This is a genomic window from Sphingomonas sp. BL-S-29 (genome assembly GCF_055521495.1).
On record NZ_CM145482.1, the window covers coordinates 998,249 to 1,011,857 of the forward strand.

General features: G+C 67.0%; 11 protein-coding genes. 8 read left to right on the plus strand and 3 right to left on the minus strand.

Annotated elements, in window-relative coordinates; translation table 11 throughout:
• Positions 1-33 precede the first annotated feature (33 nt).
• On the plus strand, positions 34-885 hold the full coding sequence (gene prmC / locus ACZ1I2_RS04860; RefSeq protein ID WP_465174942.1) for a peptide chain release factor N(5)-glutamine methyltransferase: 852 nt from the start codon (positions 34-36) through the stop codon (positions 883-885).
• Positions 886-1,140: 255 nt separating this feature from the next.
• Entirely contained in the window at positions 1,141-2,061 is a 921-nt protein-coding gene (locus ACZ1I2_RS04865; protein WP_465170804.1) for a DUF4167 domain-containing protein, read from the plus strand.
• 80 nt (positions 2,062-2,141) lie between these two features.
• On the opposite strand, the gene ACZ1I2_RS04870 is transcribed toward ACZ1I2_RS04865, so the two are convergent.
• Complete coding sequence (locus ACZ1I2_RS04870; protein ID WP_465170803.1) at positions 2,142-5,486, minus strand: error-prone DNA polymerase; 3,345 nt, start codon at positions 5,484-5,486, stop codon at positions 2,142-2,144.
• A 57-nt stretch (positions 5,487-5,543) separates the two neighbouring features.
• Here ACZ1I2_RS04870 and ACZ1I2_RS04875 point away from each other — a divergent pair, with 57 nt between their 5' ends.
• Both ACZ1I2_RS04875 and ACZ1I2_RS04880 read left to right on the plus strand, forming a co-directional pair.
• Positions 5,544-5,831: a type II toxin-antitoxin system Phd/YefM family antitoxin gene (locus tag ACZ1I2_RS04875; RefSeq protein ID WP_465174941.1), complete on the plus strand. Its 288-nt coding sequence runs from the start codon at positions 5,544-5,546 to the stop codon at positions 5,829-5,831.
• The gene (locus ACZ1I2_RS04880) at positions 5,828-6,235 is read left to right on the plus strand and encodes a type II toxin-antitoxin system VapC family toxin (RefSeq protein WP_465174940.1); all 408 of its coding nucleotides are present in this window, start codon (positions 5,828-5,830) and stop codon (positions 6,233-6,235) included. The genes ACZ1I2_RS04875 and ACZ1I2_RS04880 overlap by 4 nt, the downstream gene beginning before the upstream one ends.
• Before the next feature lie 2 nt (positions 6,236-6,237).
• On the opposite strand, the gene ACZ1I2_RS04885 is transcribed toward ACZ1I2_RS04880, so the two are convergent.
• Together ACZ1I2_RS04885 and ACZ1I2_RS04890 are read right to left on the minus strand one after the other, a co-directional pair.
• Positions 6,238-8,103, minus strand: a complete 1,866-nt coding sequence (locus ACZ1I2_RS04885) for a Y-family DNA polymerase (RefSeq protein WP_465174939.1) — start codon at positions 8,101-8,103, stop codon at positions 6,238-6,240.
• Positions 8,021-8,767: an ImuA family protein gene (locus tag ACZ1I2_RS04890; RefSeq protein ID WP_465170799.1), complete on the minus strand. Its 747-nt coding sequence runs from the start codon at positions 8,765-8,767 to the stop codon at positions 8,021-8,023. Before ACZ1I2_RS04890 ends, ACZ1I2_RS04885 begins: the two co-directional genes overlap by 83 nt.
• A 338-nt stretch (positions 8,768-9,105) precedes the next feature.
• On the opposite strand from ACZ1I2_RS04890, the gene ACZ1I2_RS04895 reads away from it, so the two are divergent.
• The 4 genes from ACZ1I2_RS04895 to ACZ1I2_RS04910 all read left to right on the plus strand — a co-directional run bounded on the left by ACZ1I2_RS04895 (position 9,106) and on the right by ACZ1I2_RS04910 (position 13,595).
• Positions 9,106-10,395: a thiamine pyrophosphate-dependent enzyme gene (locus tag ACZ1I2_RS04895; protein WP_465174938.1), complete on the plus strand. Its 1,290-nt coding sequence runs from the start codon at positions 9,106-9,108 to the stop codon at positions 10,393-10,395.
• A 92-nt stretch (positions 10,396-10,487) separates the two neighbouring features.
• Complete coding sequence (locus tag ACZ1I2_RS04900) at positions 10,488-11,492, plus strand: alpha-ketoacid dehydrogenase subunit beta (protein WP_465177182.1); 1,005 nt, start codon at positions 10,488-10,490, stop codon at positions 11,490-11,492.
• A 100-nt stretch (positions 11,493-11,592) separates the two neighbouring features.
• Positions 11,593-12,939: a dihydrolipoamide acetyltransferase family protein gene (locus ACZ1I2_RS04905; RefSeq protein WP_465174937.1), complete on the plus strand. Its 1,347-nt coding sequence runs from the start codon at positions 11,593-11,595 to the stop codon at positions 12,937-12,939.
• Between the two features lie 2 nt (positions 12,940-12,941).
• Entirely contained in the window at positions 12,942-13,595 is a 654-nt protein-coding gene (locus tag ACZ1I2_RS04910) for an MAPEG family protein (protein ID WP_465170796.1), read from the plus strand.
• Positions 13,596-13,609 lie beyond the last annotated feature (14 nt).

The following is a 13,609-nucleotide window of genomic DNA, read 5'->3' on the forward strand; positions in this document are numbered from 1 at the left end:
ACTGGGAGGGCCTGTCCTCCCCGGTCCGCTACTGTGACAAGCCCTCCCCCAACCCCTCCCGCAAGCGGGAGGGGAGTAAGGCAGGCGCTTGCCGAAGCCGCCACCTCCTTCACTACCCTCTCCCAAACCCCCCGCCTCGACGCCGAACTCCTCATGGCGCACGCCCTCGGCACCATGCGCGAATCCCTGCTCCTCCGCCATCTCGACGACCCGGTCCCCGCCAATTTCGCCCCGCTCGTCGCGCGCCGCCTGAAGCACGAGCCGATCGCCTATATCACCGGCACCCGCGCCTTCTGGACGATCGAGCTGCAGGTCGGCCCCGGTGCGCTCGTGCCGCGCGCCGACAGCGAGACCCTGATCGAGGCGGCGGTCGAGTATTTCGGCGATCGCGCGCCGAGGACGATCCTCGATCTCGGCACAGGCCCTGGCACCCTGCTGCTCGCCGCGCTCGACCAATGGCCGGGCGCGACCGGCCTCGGCGTTGACGCGTCGGACGTCGCGCTGGACATGGCGATGGCCAATGCCGCGCGCCTCGGCATGGAAAAGCGCGCGCGTTTCGAGCCGGGCAATTGGGCGGACGGCATTGATGGCGCTTTCGACCTGATCCTCGCCAACCCGCCCTATATCGGCACCGGCGAGGCGCTGCCCGCCGAAGTGCGCGACCATGAACCCGCCTCGGCCCTGTTCGCCGGAGCCGACGGCCTCGACGACTATCGCTGCATCGCGCCCCAGCTCCCGCGCCTGCTCGCACCCGGCGGCGCCGCGATCCTGGAGATCGGGTCGACTCAGGCGGAGGCTGTCACCGCGCTGCTCGTCGCGCAGGGCCTGTCGGTCATGCTGCGCTGCGATCTGGGTAATAACCCCCGCGCGCTCATCGCGACTTGAATCAGCACAAAAACGTCACAATATTCTGCTTGGAGATTGCGTCGCCAGCCGCTATTGAGCGGAGCAGGGGCACGCGTTTTCATCATAACCGGTTGAAAACGGGCTGTTGCCCGCCTCCTTCGTCATGCAGTCGCTGCCGTCCGGCGACCGTGGCAGGCACGTATCGCCGATGATCGGCGACGACGAGCCAAGGAGCATGCATCCACATTTCTGGAGCACGACCGGGTTGGTTACGAACGACAGGACACACAAGAATTGATCAATAATCGTCAGGCCGGCCGCCGTCGCGGCCGTGGCGGGCAGCAGCAGCGCCCGCAAGGTAATTCGGGCCGTCAGGATAACGGCAACCGCATCGACAATCGCGCGCGCGGCAACGCCGCCCAGTTGCTCGAGAAATACAAGACTCTCGCTCGCGACGCGCAGATGCAGGGGGATCGGGTCAACACCGAATATTACCTGCAGTTCGCGGATCATTATTTCCGCGTGCTCGCCGAGACGCGCTCGCGCTTCGAGGAGAACCGGCGCCAGAATGGCGGCGCGGCGTTCGACGAGGACGAGCAGGAATATGACGAGGACGGCGAGCCGATCGCCCGCGAGCCCGTTCGCGAATCCCGTCAGGGCAATGGCAATGGTCAGGATCGGGGCCAGGATCGCGGCAACGAGGATCGCGGCAACCAGGCCGGCCAGTATGACGACGAGCGTCCGCGCTCGCGTAATGGCAACGGCAATGGTGATCGCGGCGACCGCAACGGCAACAGCTATGGCGACAATGCCAATGGTAACGGGGGCAACAACGGCAATGGCCGTTATGCCCGCGAGGACCGGAACGGCAACGAACGCAACGGCAATGACCGGGGCGACCGGAACGATCGCGGCAACCGTGGCGACGATCGCGGCAATCGCGCGGCCTATGTCTCGGACGAGGATGTCCGGCAGGAAGCGCCCCGCCAGGAAGCCCCGCGCGCTGAAGTCGCCGCCGAGCCGGTAGCCGAACGCCCGCGCCGCGGCCGTCCGCCCCGCCGCCCGGTGGAGGAAGAAGCTCCGGCCATGTTCGAGGCCAATCTGCTGCCGCCGTCGCTGAGCATCTCGGCGGTGACGGTCGAGGAAGAGCCGGCCGAAAAGCCCAAGCGCCGTCGCGGCCGTCCGCCCGCGAGCGAGACGACGACGGCCGGCTGATCCGGGTCGAAGCGACGAGAACAGGCCGGTCCCGCGAATGCGGGGCCGGCCTTTTTCATGCCTCGCCCGGCAGCGAGGGATCAGTGGAAATCATGCGAGCGGATCGGGATCACCTCCTCCATCTCGGTCTCGAACAACGGCAATCTCCGCCGGTCGCGCGGATCGATCGTGCCGCCATGAGTCGCACCGTCGCCCGGCATCGTCATGTTGGGCAGATCCAGGCCGCCGATCCCGCGCAGCAAAGGGGTGTGATCGACGATCCGGTCGGCAACGACATGGATCACGCCGCTTTCCGATTGCACGCGGCCGACCACACTGATCATCGATGCCGACATCAGGATGCGGCGCTGCGCCTCGAACCGGTCCTTCCACAGGATCGCGTTGGCGATGCCGGTCTCGTCCTCCAGGGTCACGAACACCACGCCCTCGGCGCTGCCCGGTCGCTGCCGTACGAGGATGATTCCCGCCACCTCGACCCGCGCCCCGTCCTTCATCGTCTTGAGGTCGGCGCATTTCCGGATGCGTAGTCGGTCGAGTTCGCCGCGCAGGAAATGGAGCGGGTGGTTGCGCAGGGTGAGCTGAGTCGCCCGATAATCCTCCACCACCTCCCGCCCGGCGGTGAGCGGGGTCAGCGCGACGCCCGGCTCGCGCGCTTCGGGAATGATCGCGCCCGCCCGATTGTCGGCGGCGGTCAGCAGCGGCAGGGGCGCCTGGCCCAGCCCCTTGATCGCCCAGAGCGCCTGGCGCCGGTTGAGGCCGAGGCACTGGAACGCATCGGCCCGGGCGAGCTTTTCGAGCGCCGCCGGCTTCACGCCCGAGCGGCGCCAGGCATCCTCGACCGAGGTGAAGGGCCCGGCTGCGCGGGTTTCCACGATCCTGCCGGCATCCTCCTCGCTGAGCCCCAGCACGATGCGCATGCCGAGCCGAAGCGGCAACAGGCTTTGCCAGTCCGCGTCGGTGCCCCAGAACCGCTCATCGCGCGGCCTGGCATTCGGCGTCCCCGGTACGACGATCGTGTCCCAGTCGCTCCGGTTGATGCACACCGGCAGTGCCTCGACGCCATGCTCGCGCGCATCGCGGACGATCTGCGCCGGCGCGTAGAAGCCCATGGGCTGCGCGTTGAGCAGGGCGGTACAGAAGATCTCGGGATGATGGCACTTCATCCAGGACGAGGCATAGGCGATCTTCGCGAAGCTCGCGGCATGGCTCTCGGGAAAGCCATAGCTGCCGAACCCTTCGATCTGCTTGACCAGCCGCTCGGCGAAATCGAGCGTGATGCCGTTCGCCAGCATGCCCGAGATAAGCTTGTCTCTGAATTCGCCGACACCGCCGGTCTGCTTGAAGGTCGCCATCGCCCGGCGCAGCCTGTCCGCCTCTCCCGCGCTGAAACCGGCTCCAACAATCGCGACCTGCATCGCCTGTTCCTGGAAGAGTGGCACCCCCAGTGTTTTCTTCAGCACTTCTTCAAGTGCGGGGCTGGGATATTCGATATCCACCTTGCCTTCACGCTCCTGTTCCCGGCGCTTGAGATAGGGGTGGACCATGTCGCCCTGGATCGGCCCCGGACGGACGATCGCGACCTGAATGGCGATGTCGTAGAAATTGTCGGGACGCATGCGCGGCAGCATCGACATCTGCGCCCGGCTCTCGATCTGGAACACGCCGAGCGTATCCGCCGTGCAGATCATCGCGAAGGTTTCAGGGTCCCGGTCCTGCAGCACTGCATTGTCGAGCCGCAGATCGATATGCTTGTGCGCGCGCAGCAGGTCGAAGGTGCGCCGCATGCAGCCGAGCATGCCGAGGCCGAGGATATCGACCTTCATCAGGCCAAGCTCCTCCACGTCGAGCTTCTCCCACTCCACCACGCGACGATCGACCATCGCAGCGGGCTCGATCGGCAGCAATTCGTCGAGTCTGTCATGGGCCAGAACGAACCCACCGGGGTGCTGCGACAGATGCCGGGGTGTGCCGATCAACTGAGTCGCCAGATCGAGCGTGAGGGCGAGGCGCGGCTCGGTGGGGTCGAGGTTGAGCGCCTCGACATGGGCTTGCGGCACGCCGTCACTCGACCATCCCCAGACCTGGCCCGCAAGCGCCGCCGTCATGTCTTCGGACAGGCCCAGCGCCTTGCCGACTTCGCGCACGGCACCGCGCGTGCGGAACCGGCTGACCACTGCCGTCATCGCAGCGTGGTTCTCACCGTAAGTCTCGTAGATCCACTGGATCACTTCCTCGCGCCGCTCATGCTCGAAATCGACATCGATATCGGGCGGCTCGTGGCGTTCGGTCGAGATGAAACGCTCGAACAGCAGCTTGTGGAAGACCGGATCGATCGAGGTGATGCCGAGCACGAAGCAGATCACTGAATTGGCGGCCGACCCGCGGCCCTGGCACAATATCTCCTGGCTGCGCGCGAACCGCACGATCGAATTCACCGTCAGGAAATAGGGCGCGTATCCCATCTGCTCGACCAGCGCGAGTTCATGCTCGAGCAATGTCGTATAGGCAGGAGGGATCGGTTCGGGCGCGAAGCGTTCCGCCAGCGCGGTGCGCGCCATCTTCGCCAGCGCGTCCTGCGGTGACCTGCCGCTGATCACCACTTCGTCCGGATAGCGATATTGCTCCCTCAGCTCGCGCAACGAAAAGGTGCAGCGCTCCACGATCGCCTCGCTGGCCGCGATCGCCTCGGGATAGCGCTTGAACCGCCGCGCCATTTCCTCGGGCGATTTCAGATGCCGGTCGGCGCTGCGTTCGCGCCGGAAGCCGAGATCGTCGATCGTGCAGGTGTTGCGGATCGCGGTGACGACATCCTGCAGCATGCGCCGCTCAGGCCTGTCGTACAGCACGTCCCCGGTGGCGAGCGGGGCCAGGCCGAACGCCTGCGCCTTTTCCGCCAGCATGTGCAGCCGCAGCGGATCGCCCGGCCGGCGATGCTGCGTCAGGCACAGATGCCCGCGCGCGCCGAACACATCCGTCATCCAGCGCAGCGCGAGCTGATCTTCCGCGAAGGTCTCGGTCATGCCGGGCACCAGCGCGCCGATCAGTCCCGTTGCATGCGCCGCCACGTCTTCCCAATGCAGGAAGCATTGCCCTTTCTCGCCCTTCTGCGCATCGGCGCGCCCCTTGCCGAGCGTCAGCAGGCGGGTGAGCCGGCTCCACGCCGCCCGGTCTTCGGGCCAGACGAGCAGGGAGGTGCCGTCGACCAGGTCGAGCCGGCAGCCGGCGATCATGCGGATCGGGTAGCCCTGTTTGGAAATCTCCTCCGCGGCGACCAGCGCGCGCACTACCCCGCCGACCGAATTGCGATCGGTGATGCCCAGCGCCGGCATGCCCGCCAGCGCGGCAGCCGCAAACAATTGCTCGGGGGAAGAGGCGCCGCGCAGGAAGCTGTAATGCGTCGTCACCTGCAGTTCGGAATAGGTCATTGGCGATGCGGCACGAAATGACTATATGAGATGTACATTTCATCGAGAGCAGCCGCGATGGGCAAGATGGTGAGCGCAACGGAATTTAAGGCAAAAAGCCTGAAGCTAATCGACGAAATGGAGCGGAGCGGCGAGCCCTTGACCATCACGCGTCGCGGCAAGCCGTCGCTCACCCTCAGCGCGCGCAGGGCAAGTGTGCCTTTGGGGCAGAGCATGTTCGGGTGCATGCGGGGATCGGTGACGATTCTGGGGGACATTGTCGGGCCGGTCGATCCCGATTGGGAAGCCGAATGGCTCGCCAATAATCCGCCAGAGCTGTACGCGCCGAGCACCCCGTCCAAGTGATTCTGCTCGACACGCATGTGCTGCTCTGGCTGGTAGAGGACGGCAAGCGGCTGGGCACCACGGCACGCAAGCGAATCGAGGCGGAGGCGGGCGACGTCTATTTGTCGGCCATGTCGTTCTGGGAAATTGCGATGCTGGCGGACAAGCGGCGCATCGCTCTTTCGATGCCCATGCCGCAATGGTCCGAACGGCTTCTGGGTCAGGGCCATTTCAGGGTCGTGCCGGTCGATGCCGTTATCGCAAGCGATGCCGGCGCCTTGCCCGGCGACATTCATGGCGATCCGTCGGACCGGATGATCATTGCCACGGCGCGGTCGCTTGTTTGCCCGATACTGACGGTCGATCGGCCCATTCTTGCCTATGCGGTGAGAGGCCATGTGGAGGCAATCGACGCAGGGCGCTGACATCACCCGAACGCCCCATGCATGAACCAGGCGAGGTCGCCCGTCTCGGCGCGCTCGCCGTCGCCGCGGCGGAACAGCCAGAAGCGCTGGCCCGCCTCGTCCTCCACCCGGAAATAATCGCGCACCGAATGCCGTTCGGTCGCGCGTTTCCACCATTCGCCGTGAACGCGCTCGGGACCATCGGCGCGCACCACCTTGTGCGTCGTGCCGCGCCAGGTGAAGCGGCGCGGCGGCTGGTCGGGCAGCTCGGCGATGACGTGATCCAGCAGCTCGGGCCGGCGCAGCATGCGCACCGGGCGCGGCCAGCGATGGTGCCAGGGATGGAGATCGGGCGTGCGGTCGAGACGCCGGACATCGGCCGGCTTGAGCGGTGCCGCGGCGCGTTCGGGCGGGTCGAGCGCCGGCGCGGGCTCGACCGATCGTTCGGGCACGTCGCTTTCCACCGGCCTTGTGCGCCACAGCCGCGCCGCGCCGATGCGGTTGGCCAACGTATCGACCAGCGGCGCGATGTCGGGCGGGGTCTCCTCGAGCCGCTCCTCGAACGGCACGGGGCCGAGCGGATCGGCGCGGCGGACGTGCAGCGCGAGCGCGTCGATGCCGAATCCCGGCGCGATCTCCTCGATCCGGCGCACCATCAGCCGCAGCAGATGCGCGGGGTCGCGATTGGGTCGGGCAAGGCCGATGCGCAGCCGCTGCGGCACGCCGTCGATCCGGTCGGCGACCAGCTCGATCGCGCGCGCGCCCTGGCCCGACTGCGCCAGCGCGGTGACGAGGCGTGGCATCAACAGGGCCAGCCAATGCTCGATCGCCTCGGCGGTCGCGATCGGCTCGGCGAAACGCTGGATCACGGCGATATGCTCGGGCGGCATGACCGGGTGAAGCGGCTCGCCGATCCGCCCGCTTGCCTGGTCGAGCCGCAGCACCAGCATCTTGCCGAACCGGCGCGCGAGCGGCGCGCGCGGCATGGCGGCAAGTTCCCCGATCGTCTCGACGCCCAACCGCTTGAGCAGCTCGATCGCGCCGGGCTCGGCCCGCAGCGCGGCGATGGGGAGGGTGGCGATGGCTTGGTCCTGCGCCCCGGGCGGGCAGATCGTCACGCCGTCCCGCGGTTGATGGCCGTAACGGGCCAATGCCCAGGCGGTGCCCGTGCTATCCGCCACCGCGATCCGCGCTCGCACACCCATGCGTGCGAGCAGCCGCACGATCCGCCGCGCCATCCTCTCCTCGCCGCCGAACAGATGCGCGGTGCCGGTCAGCTCGATGAACAGCCCGTCCTCGCCCGACAGTGCGACGATCGGCGACCAGCGTCGCGCGGCGGTGAGGGCGAGACGTTCTAGATCTACGCGGTCGCCCTCGGGATCGGCTGGACGGATGTCGAGATCCGGCACCTGCGCGCGCGCCTGAGTCACCGCCATGCCGGCGCGGATGCCGAGCAGATGCGCGGCATGGCTGGTCGCAGCGACCAGGATCCTGCTGCCCTCGCGGATCGAGGTGACGAGAGGGGCACTTAATTCCTCCCCCGCAGGGGGAGGGGGACCAGCGAAGCTGGTGGAGGGGCTGGCTTGGCGAGACCGTGCCGCGCTCCAAGCCCCTCCACCGCGCAAGCGCGGTCCCCCTCCCCGTGCCGGGGAGGAATTGGAGGAGGAACCGGGTGCCCCATCGTCACTTCTCAACCGTGGCAGCGTCGGCCCATCCTCCCCCCGAGCCCAGCGCGCACCCGGGCGCCAGCCACCGTCGCGCGGGGCTGCCTTGATATCGATGACCGGCTGTGTGACCCGCCGCGCGTCAGGCGGCGCGGCGGTGCGTTCCGCCCGCCGCAGCCGATCGATCGGCCAGTCGGGCAGGTAGAGCGAGGCGACCCGTTTCATCGCATGCCTCCATCGTCCATTTATGAGGTTCGCCGCCGCGCTGACGGACCAGTTCGATCCGCCAGCGCGGGCAACCGACACCCTCGACCGGGAGCGGAGTCGAGGGCGCGGCGGCGATTCGCCAGCGTGTTACCGCGGCCGAGGGCACGGCGAGCGGATTGCCGCCCTCGCGCGCATGGCGCTTGAGCAGCAGCGCGATTGTCTTGCCGCCTTCGGCCGCGAGCTGCAGCCGGCGGCTATTGGCCATGGAGGCGCTCTTCACCTCGCCGATCACGGCGCCTAGCCCGCGGTGGCGCAGGCCTTCCTCCATCAGCGCGAGCAGCTCGGCATCGTCGCCTGCTTCGGCATAGAGGATGCGCTCGGGCGCGAGCCCGGCCTGGTACAGTCCCGGCGCGAACAGGTCGCGCCGCCGCACCACCCACAGGACCGGGCCCCAGGCGCGCGCGGCGATGCCGGCCATGAACAGGGTCGCCGCGGCATCGTCGCCCATGCCGGGGCTGGCCGCGGCGATCTCGTGCAGCGCGCCGAGCGTAAGGCCGCCCGTCGCCAGCCGCGAATCGATCGGGCCGATCCCGAAGGGCAGCACGGCACGACGGCGCAGCCCATCCCCCTCGATCGCGCGAAGCGTATCGCGTAAGGCGGAAAGGGCGGCGGCAGACGACAAACACACGACTCGCTGAATGAGTATGTTCCTATTTTGTTCCTATCGGCGCCGGAGTCAATCCGTGACGGGAGCGCGGCAGGCGGACATGTGCGGCAATGCGCGTTCCTCGGTCCACAAACGCCCGATTGGCCTGCATTTTTGCACGTGCCGTGGCACGGTCGCTCACAAAGGCCATTTGCCGCGGAAAACACCTGCTTCAGCCTGGGGTGACGCACTACCGCCATCACCCGGCCAGACCCTCGCCAAGTGCTTTGAAATTTTATAACAAGGCCCGAACGGCGAATCCGCGCGTTGCTCTCATGCGAACGCGAACGAAACGCACAATGATCGGAGAGAGCATGGCAAGCGACAGTCCGCGCGCCAATTTACAACCCCTGTCGCTCTACGTGCCGGAACCCAGGTTCCGCCCCGGCGATACGGTCGACTTTACCGAGGTCGCCATTCCAGCGGCTGGCGATACCCGCCGCCCCGACACCGCCGATCGCGCCGGGACCTTCACCGACCTCGCATACCAACTGGTCCGCGTGCTGGATGACGAGGGCAATGCCGTCGGCCCGTGGAACCCGCGCCTGTCGCCCGATACGCTGCGCGCGATGCTTCGCTCGATGGTGCTGGTCCGCGCCTTTGACGAGCGCATGTTCCGCGCCCAGCGCCAGGGCAAGACCAGCTTCTATATGAAGTGCCTTGGCGAGGAGGCGGTCGCGGTTTCCGCTGCCTTCGCGCTCGATTATGAGGACATGTGTTTCCCGTCGTACCGCCAGCAGGGCCTGCTCATCGCGCGCGGCTGGTCGATGGTCGACATGATGAACCAGATCTATTCGAACAGGGGCGACCGGCTGCAGGGCAAGCAGTTGCCGATCATGTATTCGGTCAAGGAAGCCGGCTTTTTCTCGATCTCCGGCAATCTCACCACGCAATATCCCCAGGCGGTCGGCTGGGCGATGGCGTCGGCGGCGAAGGGCGACACGCGGATCGCCGCCACCTGGTGCGGCGAGGGCTCGACGGCGGAGGGCGATTTCCATTCCGCCTGCACCTTCGCCAGCGTCTACCGCGCGCCGGTGATCTTCAACGTCGTCAACAACCAATGGGCGATCTCGAGCTTCTCGGGCTTTGCCGGGGCCGAATCGACCACCTTCGCGGCGCGTGCCATCGGCTATGGCATCGCCGGCCTGCGCGTCGACGGCAATGACGCGCTCGCGGTCTATGCCGCGACTGCCTGGGCGGCCGAGCGCGCCCGGACCAATCAGGGCCCGACCCTGATCGAGCATTTCACGTACCGCGCCGAAGGCCATTCGACCTCGGACGATCCGGGCCAGTATCGCTCGGCCGGCGAGCCGACGGCATGGCCGCTGGGCGATCCGATCAAGCGGCTCAAGGATCATTTGATCCATATCGGCGAATGGGACGAGAACCGCCACGCCGCGCAGGATCTCGAACTCGCCGAGCAGGTGAAGCGCGCGCAGAAGGAAGCCGAGCAGAACGGCATCCTCGGCCACGGCCTGCATCAGCCGCTGGATACGCTGTTCGACGGCGTGTTCGAAGAGATGCCCTGGCATCTGCGGGAACAACAGGCACAGATGCTCGCGGAAGAAACCGCCTCGGGCCGCCCATGGGCACGCAAGTCATGAGCGACATTACCGATCCCGCCGACATCATCGCGCCCGAGGCTGGTCCCGGCGACGTAGTCGCCCCTGAAGGCGGTCCGGACGGCAACGCCCGCATGAACATGATCCAGGCGATCAACTCCGCCATGGACGTGATGATGGCGCGCGATCCCGACGTCATCGTGATGGGCGAGGATGTCGGCTATTTCGGCGGCGTGTTCCGCGCGACCGCGGGCCTGCAGGCGAAATACGGCAAGACCCGCGTGTTCGACACGCCCATCACGGAATGCGGCATCATCGGCGTCGCGGTCGGCATGGGCGCGTACGGGCTTCGGCCGGTGCCGGAGATTCAGTTCGCCGACTATATCTATCCCGCGCTCGACCAGCTCGTGTCGGAGGCGGCGCGGCTGCGCTACCGCTCGGCTGGCGAGTTCACCTCGCCGATCACGGTGCGCTCGCCCTTCGGCGGCGGCATCTTCGGCGGCCAGACGCACAGCCAGAGCCCCGAGGGCATCTTCACGCACGTCTCGGGCGTGAAGACGGTAATTCCCTCGACCCCCTATGATGCCAAGGGCCTGCTGATTGCGGCGATCGAGGACAATGATCCGACGATCTTCTTCGAGCCCAAGCGCATCTATAACGGCCCGTTCGATGGCCATTGGGATCGCCCGACCAAGAACTGGTCGCAGCATCCCGCGGGCGAGGTGCCGACCGGCTATTACAAGATCGAGCTGGGCAAGGCGAAGATCGTCCGCGCCGGCGAGGCGCTGACCATCCTGGCCTATGGCACCATGGTCCATGTCTGCCTCGCGGTGGTCGAGGAGGCCGGAGTGGACGCCGAGGTGATCGACCTGCGCACGCTCGTCCCGCTCGACATCGAGACGATCGAGGCGTCGGTGAAGAAGACCGGCCGCTGCATGATCGTGCACGAGGCGACCCGCACCAGCGGCTTCGGCGCCGAGCTGTCGGCGCTCGTCCAGGAACGCTGCTTCTACCATCTCGAAGCGCCGATCGAGCGCGTGACCGGCTTCGACACGCCTTATCCGCACAGCCTGGAATGGGCCTATTTCCCGGGCCCGGTCCGCATCGGCGAAGCGCTGAAAAAGGTAATGAAGGACTGATTTCGATGGCGCTGCCCATCCCCGTTCGTGTCGAGCGAAGTCGAGACACCTGCGCGGCCCCCTGTTTCTCGACTTCGCCCGAAACGAACGGATTAGACTGATGGCACGCTTCACCTTCAAACTGCCGGATATCGGCGAAGGCATCTCCGAAGCGGAGATCGTCGCGTGGCACGTCGCCGTGGGCGACCGGGTCGAGGAGGACCAGGGCATCGCCGACATGATGACCGACAAGGCGACGGTGGAGATGGAATCCCCGGTCGCCGGCACGGTGGTCGAGCTGGCGGGTGAGGTCGGCGACCAGGTGTCGATCGGCGCCGCCTTGGTGGTGATCGAGACCGATGCGGTTGAAGGCGCGACTGCGCCGTCGACCGAGACGGTGGCCGATGTCGCGCCGGGCGATCTGCCGGAAGAGACCAAGACCGAGGAAGTCGAAGAGCAGATCGAGGCGGAAACGCCGGGTGAGGAGGGCATCGAATCCCCTCAACCGTTCGTTTCGAGCGTAGTCGAGAAACCGGCCCCGGCAGTTGAGCCAGGTGTCTCGACTTCGCTCGACACGAACGGTGAGAATAAGGCCGCCGCGCCCCACGCCCATGTCCTCGCCTCCCCCGCGGTCCGCGCCCGCGCGGCCGATCTCGGCATCGACCTCGCCTCGGTAAAGAGCGACGGCGACCGCATCCGCCATGCCGATCTCGACGCCTATCTCCGCTACGGCGCGGACCAGGGCTATCACGCCCCCCATGCCAGCAACGCCCGCCCGGACGAGGCGGTAAAGGTCATCGGCATGCGCCGTCGCATCGCCGAAAACATGGCTGCCTCGAAGCGCGCCATCCCGCACTTCACCTATGTCGACGAAATCGACGTCACTGCGCTCGAAGACATGCGCGCCGATCTCAACGCCCATCGCGGCAACCGGCCCAAGCTGACCATGCTGCCGCTGATGATCGTCGCGATCTGCAAGTCGATCCCCGAGTTCCCGATGATCAACGCGCGCTATGACGACGAGGCCGGGGTGGTCACCCGCCATGGCTCGATCCATCTCGGCATGGCGACGCAGACGCCGGCCGGCCTGATGGTCCCGGTGATCCGTGACGCACAGGATCTCAATGTCTGGCAGCTCGCGACCGAGATCGCCCGCCTCGCCGAGGCCGCCCGCACCGGCAAGGCGAAGTCGGAGGAACTCAGCGGCTCCACCCTCACCATCACCTCGCTCGGGCCGCTCGGCGGCATCGCCACCACGCCGGTGATCAACCGGCCCGAGGTCGCGATCATCGGCCCGAACAAGATCGTCGAGCGCCCCGTCTTCCGCGGCGACGACATCGTCCGCGCCAAGCTGATGAATCTTTCGATCAGCTGCGATCACCGCGTGGTCGACGGGTGGGATGCGGCAAGCTATGTGCAGGCGCTGAAGAAATATCTCGAGACGCCCGTGCTGCTCTTCGCCGACTGACCATGTCGAACCGCCTTGTCCCAGGGTCGATCGAGGCGCAGCAGCGCGCGCTCGCGATGGGCGTGGTGCTCGCTTTGCCTGTCGCCATCGGGCTGTGGTTCTTCATCGATCGTTCCATGCCGCCCGTCCCGGGCATGGCGACTCAGACCGCGCGCTTCTTCTTCGCGCTTCACTGCGTCGGCATCGCGACTCTGCTCGCCCTGCTGCCGGGGATCGAGGCGGTCGCGCACGAAAGGCTGGTGACCCCCGCGATCGATCCGCTGGCCGGCGCCGAATCGCGGCGGATGCGGGTCAACCAGCGTTATGTCCAGAACACGATCGAGCAGCTCTGGCTGTTCGTCCCCGGCCTGCTCCTGCTCGCCGTCCAGGCGCGCGACGGCGCGTCGATGCGCGCGGTCGTCGCCTGTACCATCGTCTGGGTGATCGCGCGCTGGGTGTTCTGGATCGGCTATCTGCTCGCGCCCCGCTTCCGCTCGGCGGGGCTGGTCGGGATGGTGCAGAGCATGATGGTGCTGCTCTATTGCGTCGGCCGGTTCGGTTATCTCTGGCTCGGCTGGTGGGGCGCGGTCGCGCTGGTCGCGCCCTTTGTCGCCGCGGAGCTGTTTATCATGCTCCTGCTCCGCTGGGAACATTGGCGGGCCGAAGAGGCCGCCTGACGCATCCCGCCTGT

Coding starts and splice junctions, on each gene's coding strand:
- ACZ1I2_RS04910 (WP_465170796.1), top strand. CDS start 12,942: ATGTCGAACCGCCTTGTCCCAGGGTCGATCGAGGCGCAGCAGCGCGCG.
- ACZ1I2_RS04885 (WP_465174939.1), bottom strand. CDS start 8,103: ATGAAACGGGTCGCCTCGCTCTACCTGCCCGACTGGCCGATCGATCGG.
- ACZ1I2_RS04895 (WP_465174938.1), top strand. CDS start 9,106: ATGGCAAGCGACAGTCCGCGCGCCAATTTACAACCCCTGTCGCTCTAC.
- ACZ1I2_RS04870 (WP_465170803.1), bottom strand. CDS start 5,486: ATGACCTATTCCGAACTGCAGGTGACGACGCATTACAGCTTCCTGCGC.
- ACZ1I2_RS04875 (WP_465174941.1), top strand. CDS start 5,544: ATGGGCAAGATGGTGAGCGCAACGGAATTTAAGGCAAAAAGCCTGAAG.
- ACZ1I2_RS04905 (WP_465174937.1), top strand. CDS start 11,593: ATGGCACGCTTCACCTTCAAACTGCCGGATATCGGCGAAGGCATCTCC.
- ACZ1I2_RS04900 (WP_465177182.1), top strand. CDS start 10,488: ATGAACATGATCCAGGCGATCAACTCCGCCATGGACGTGATGATGGCG.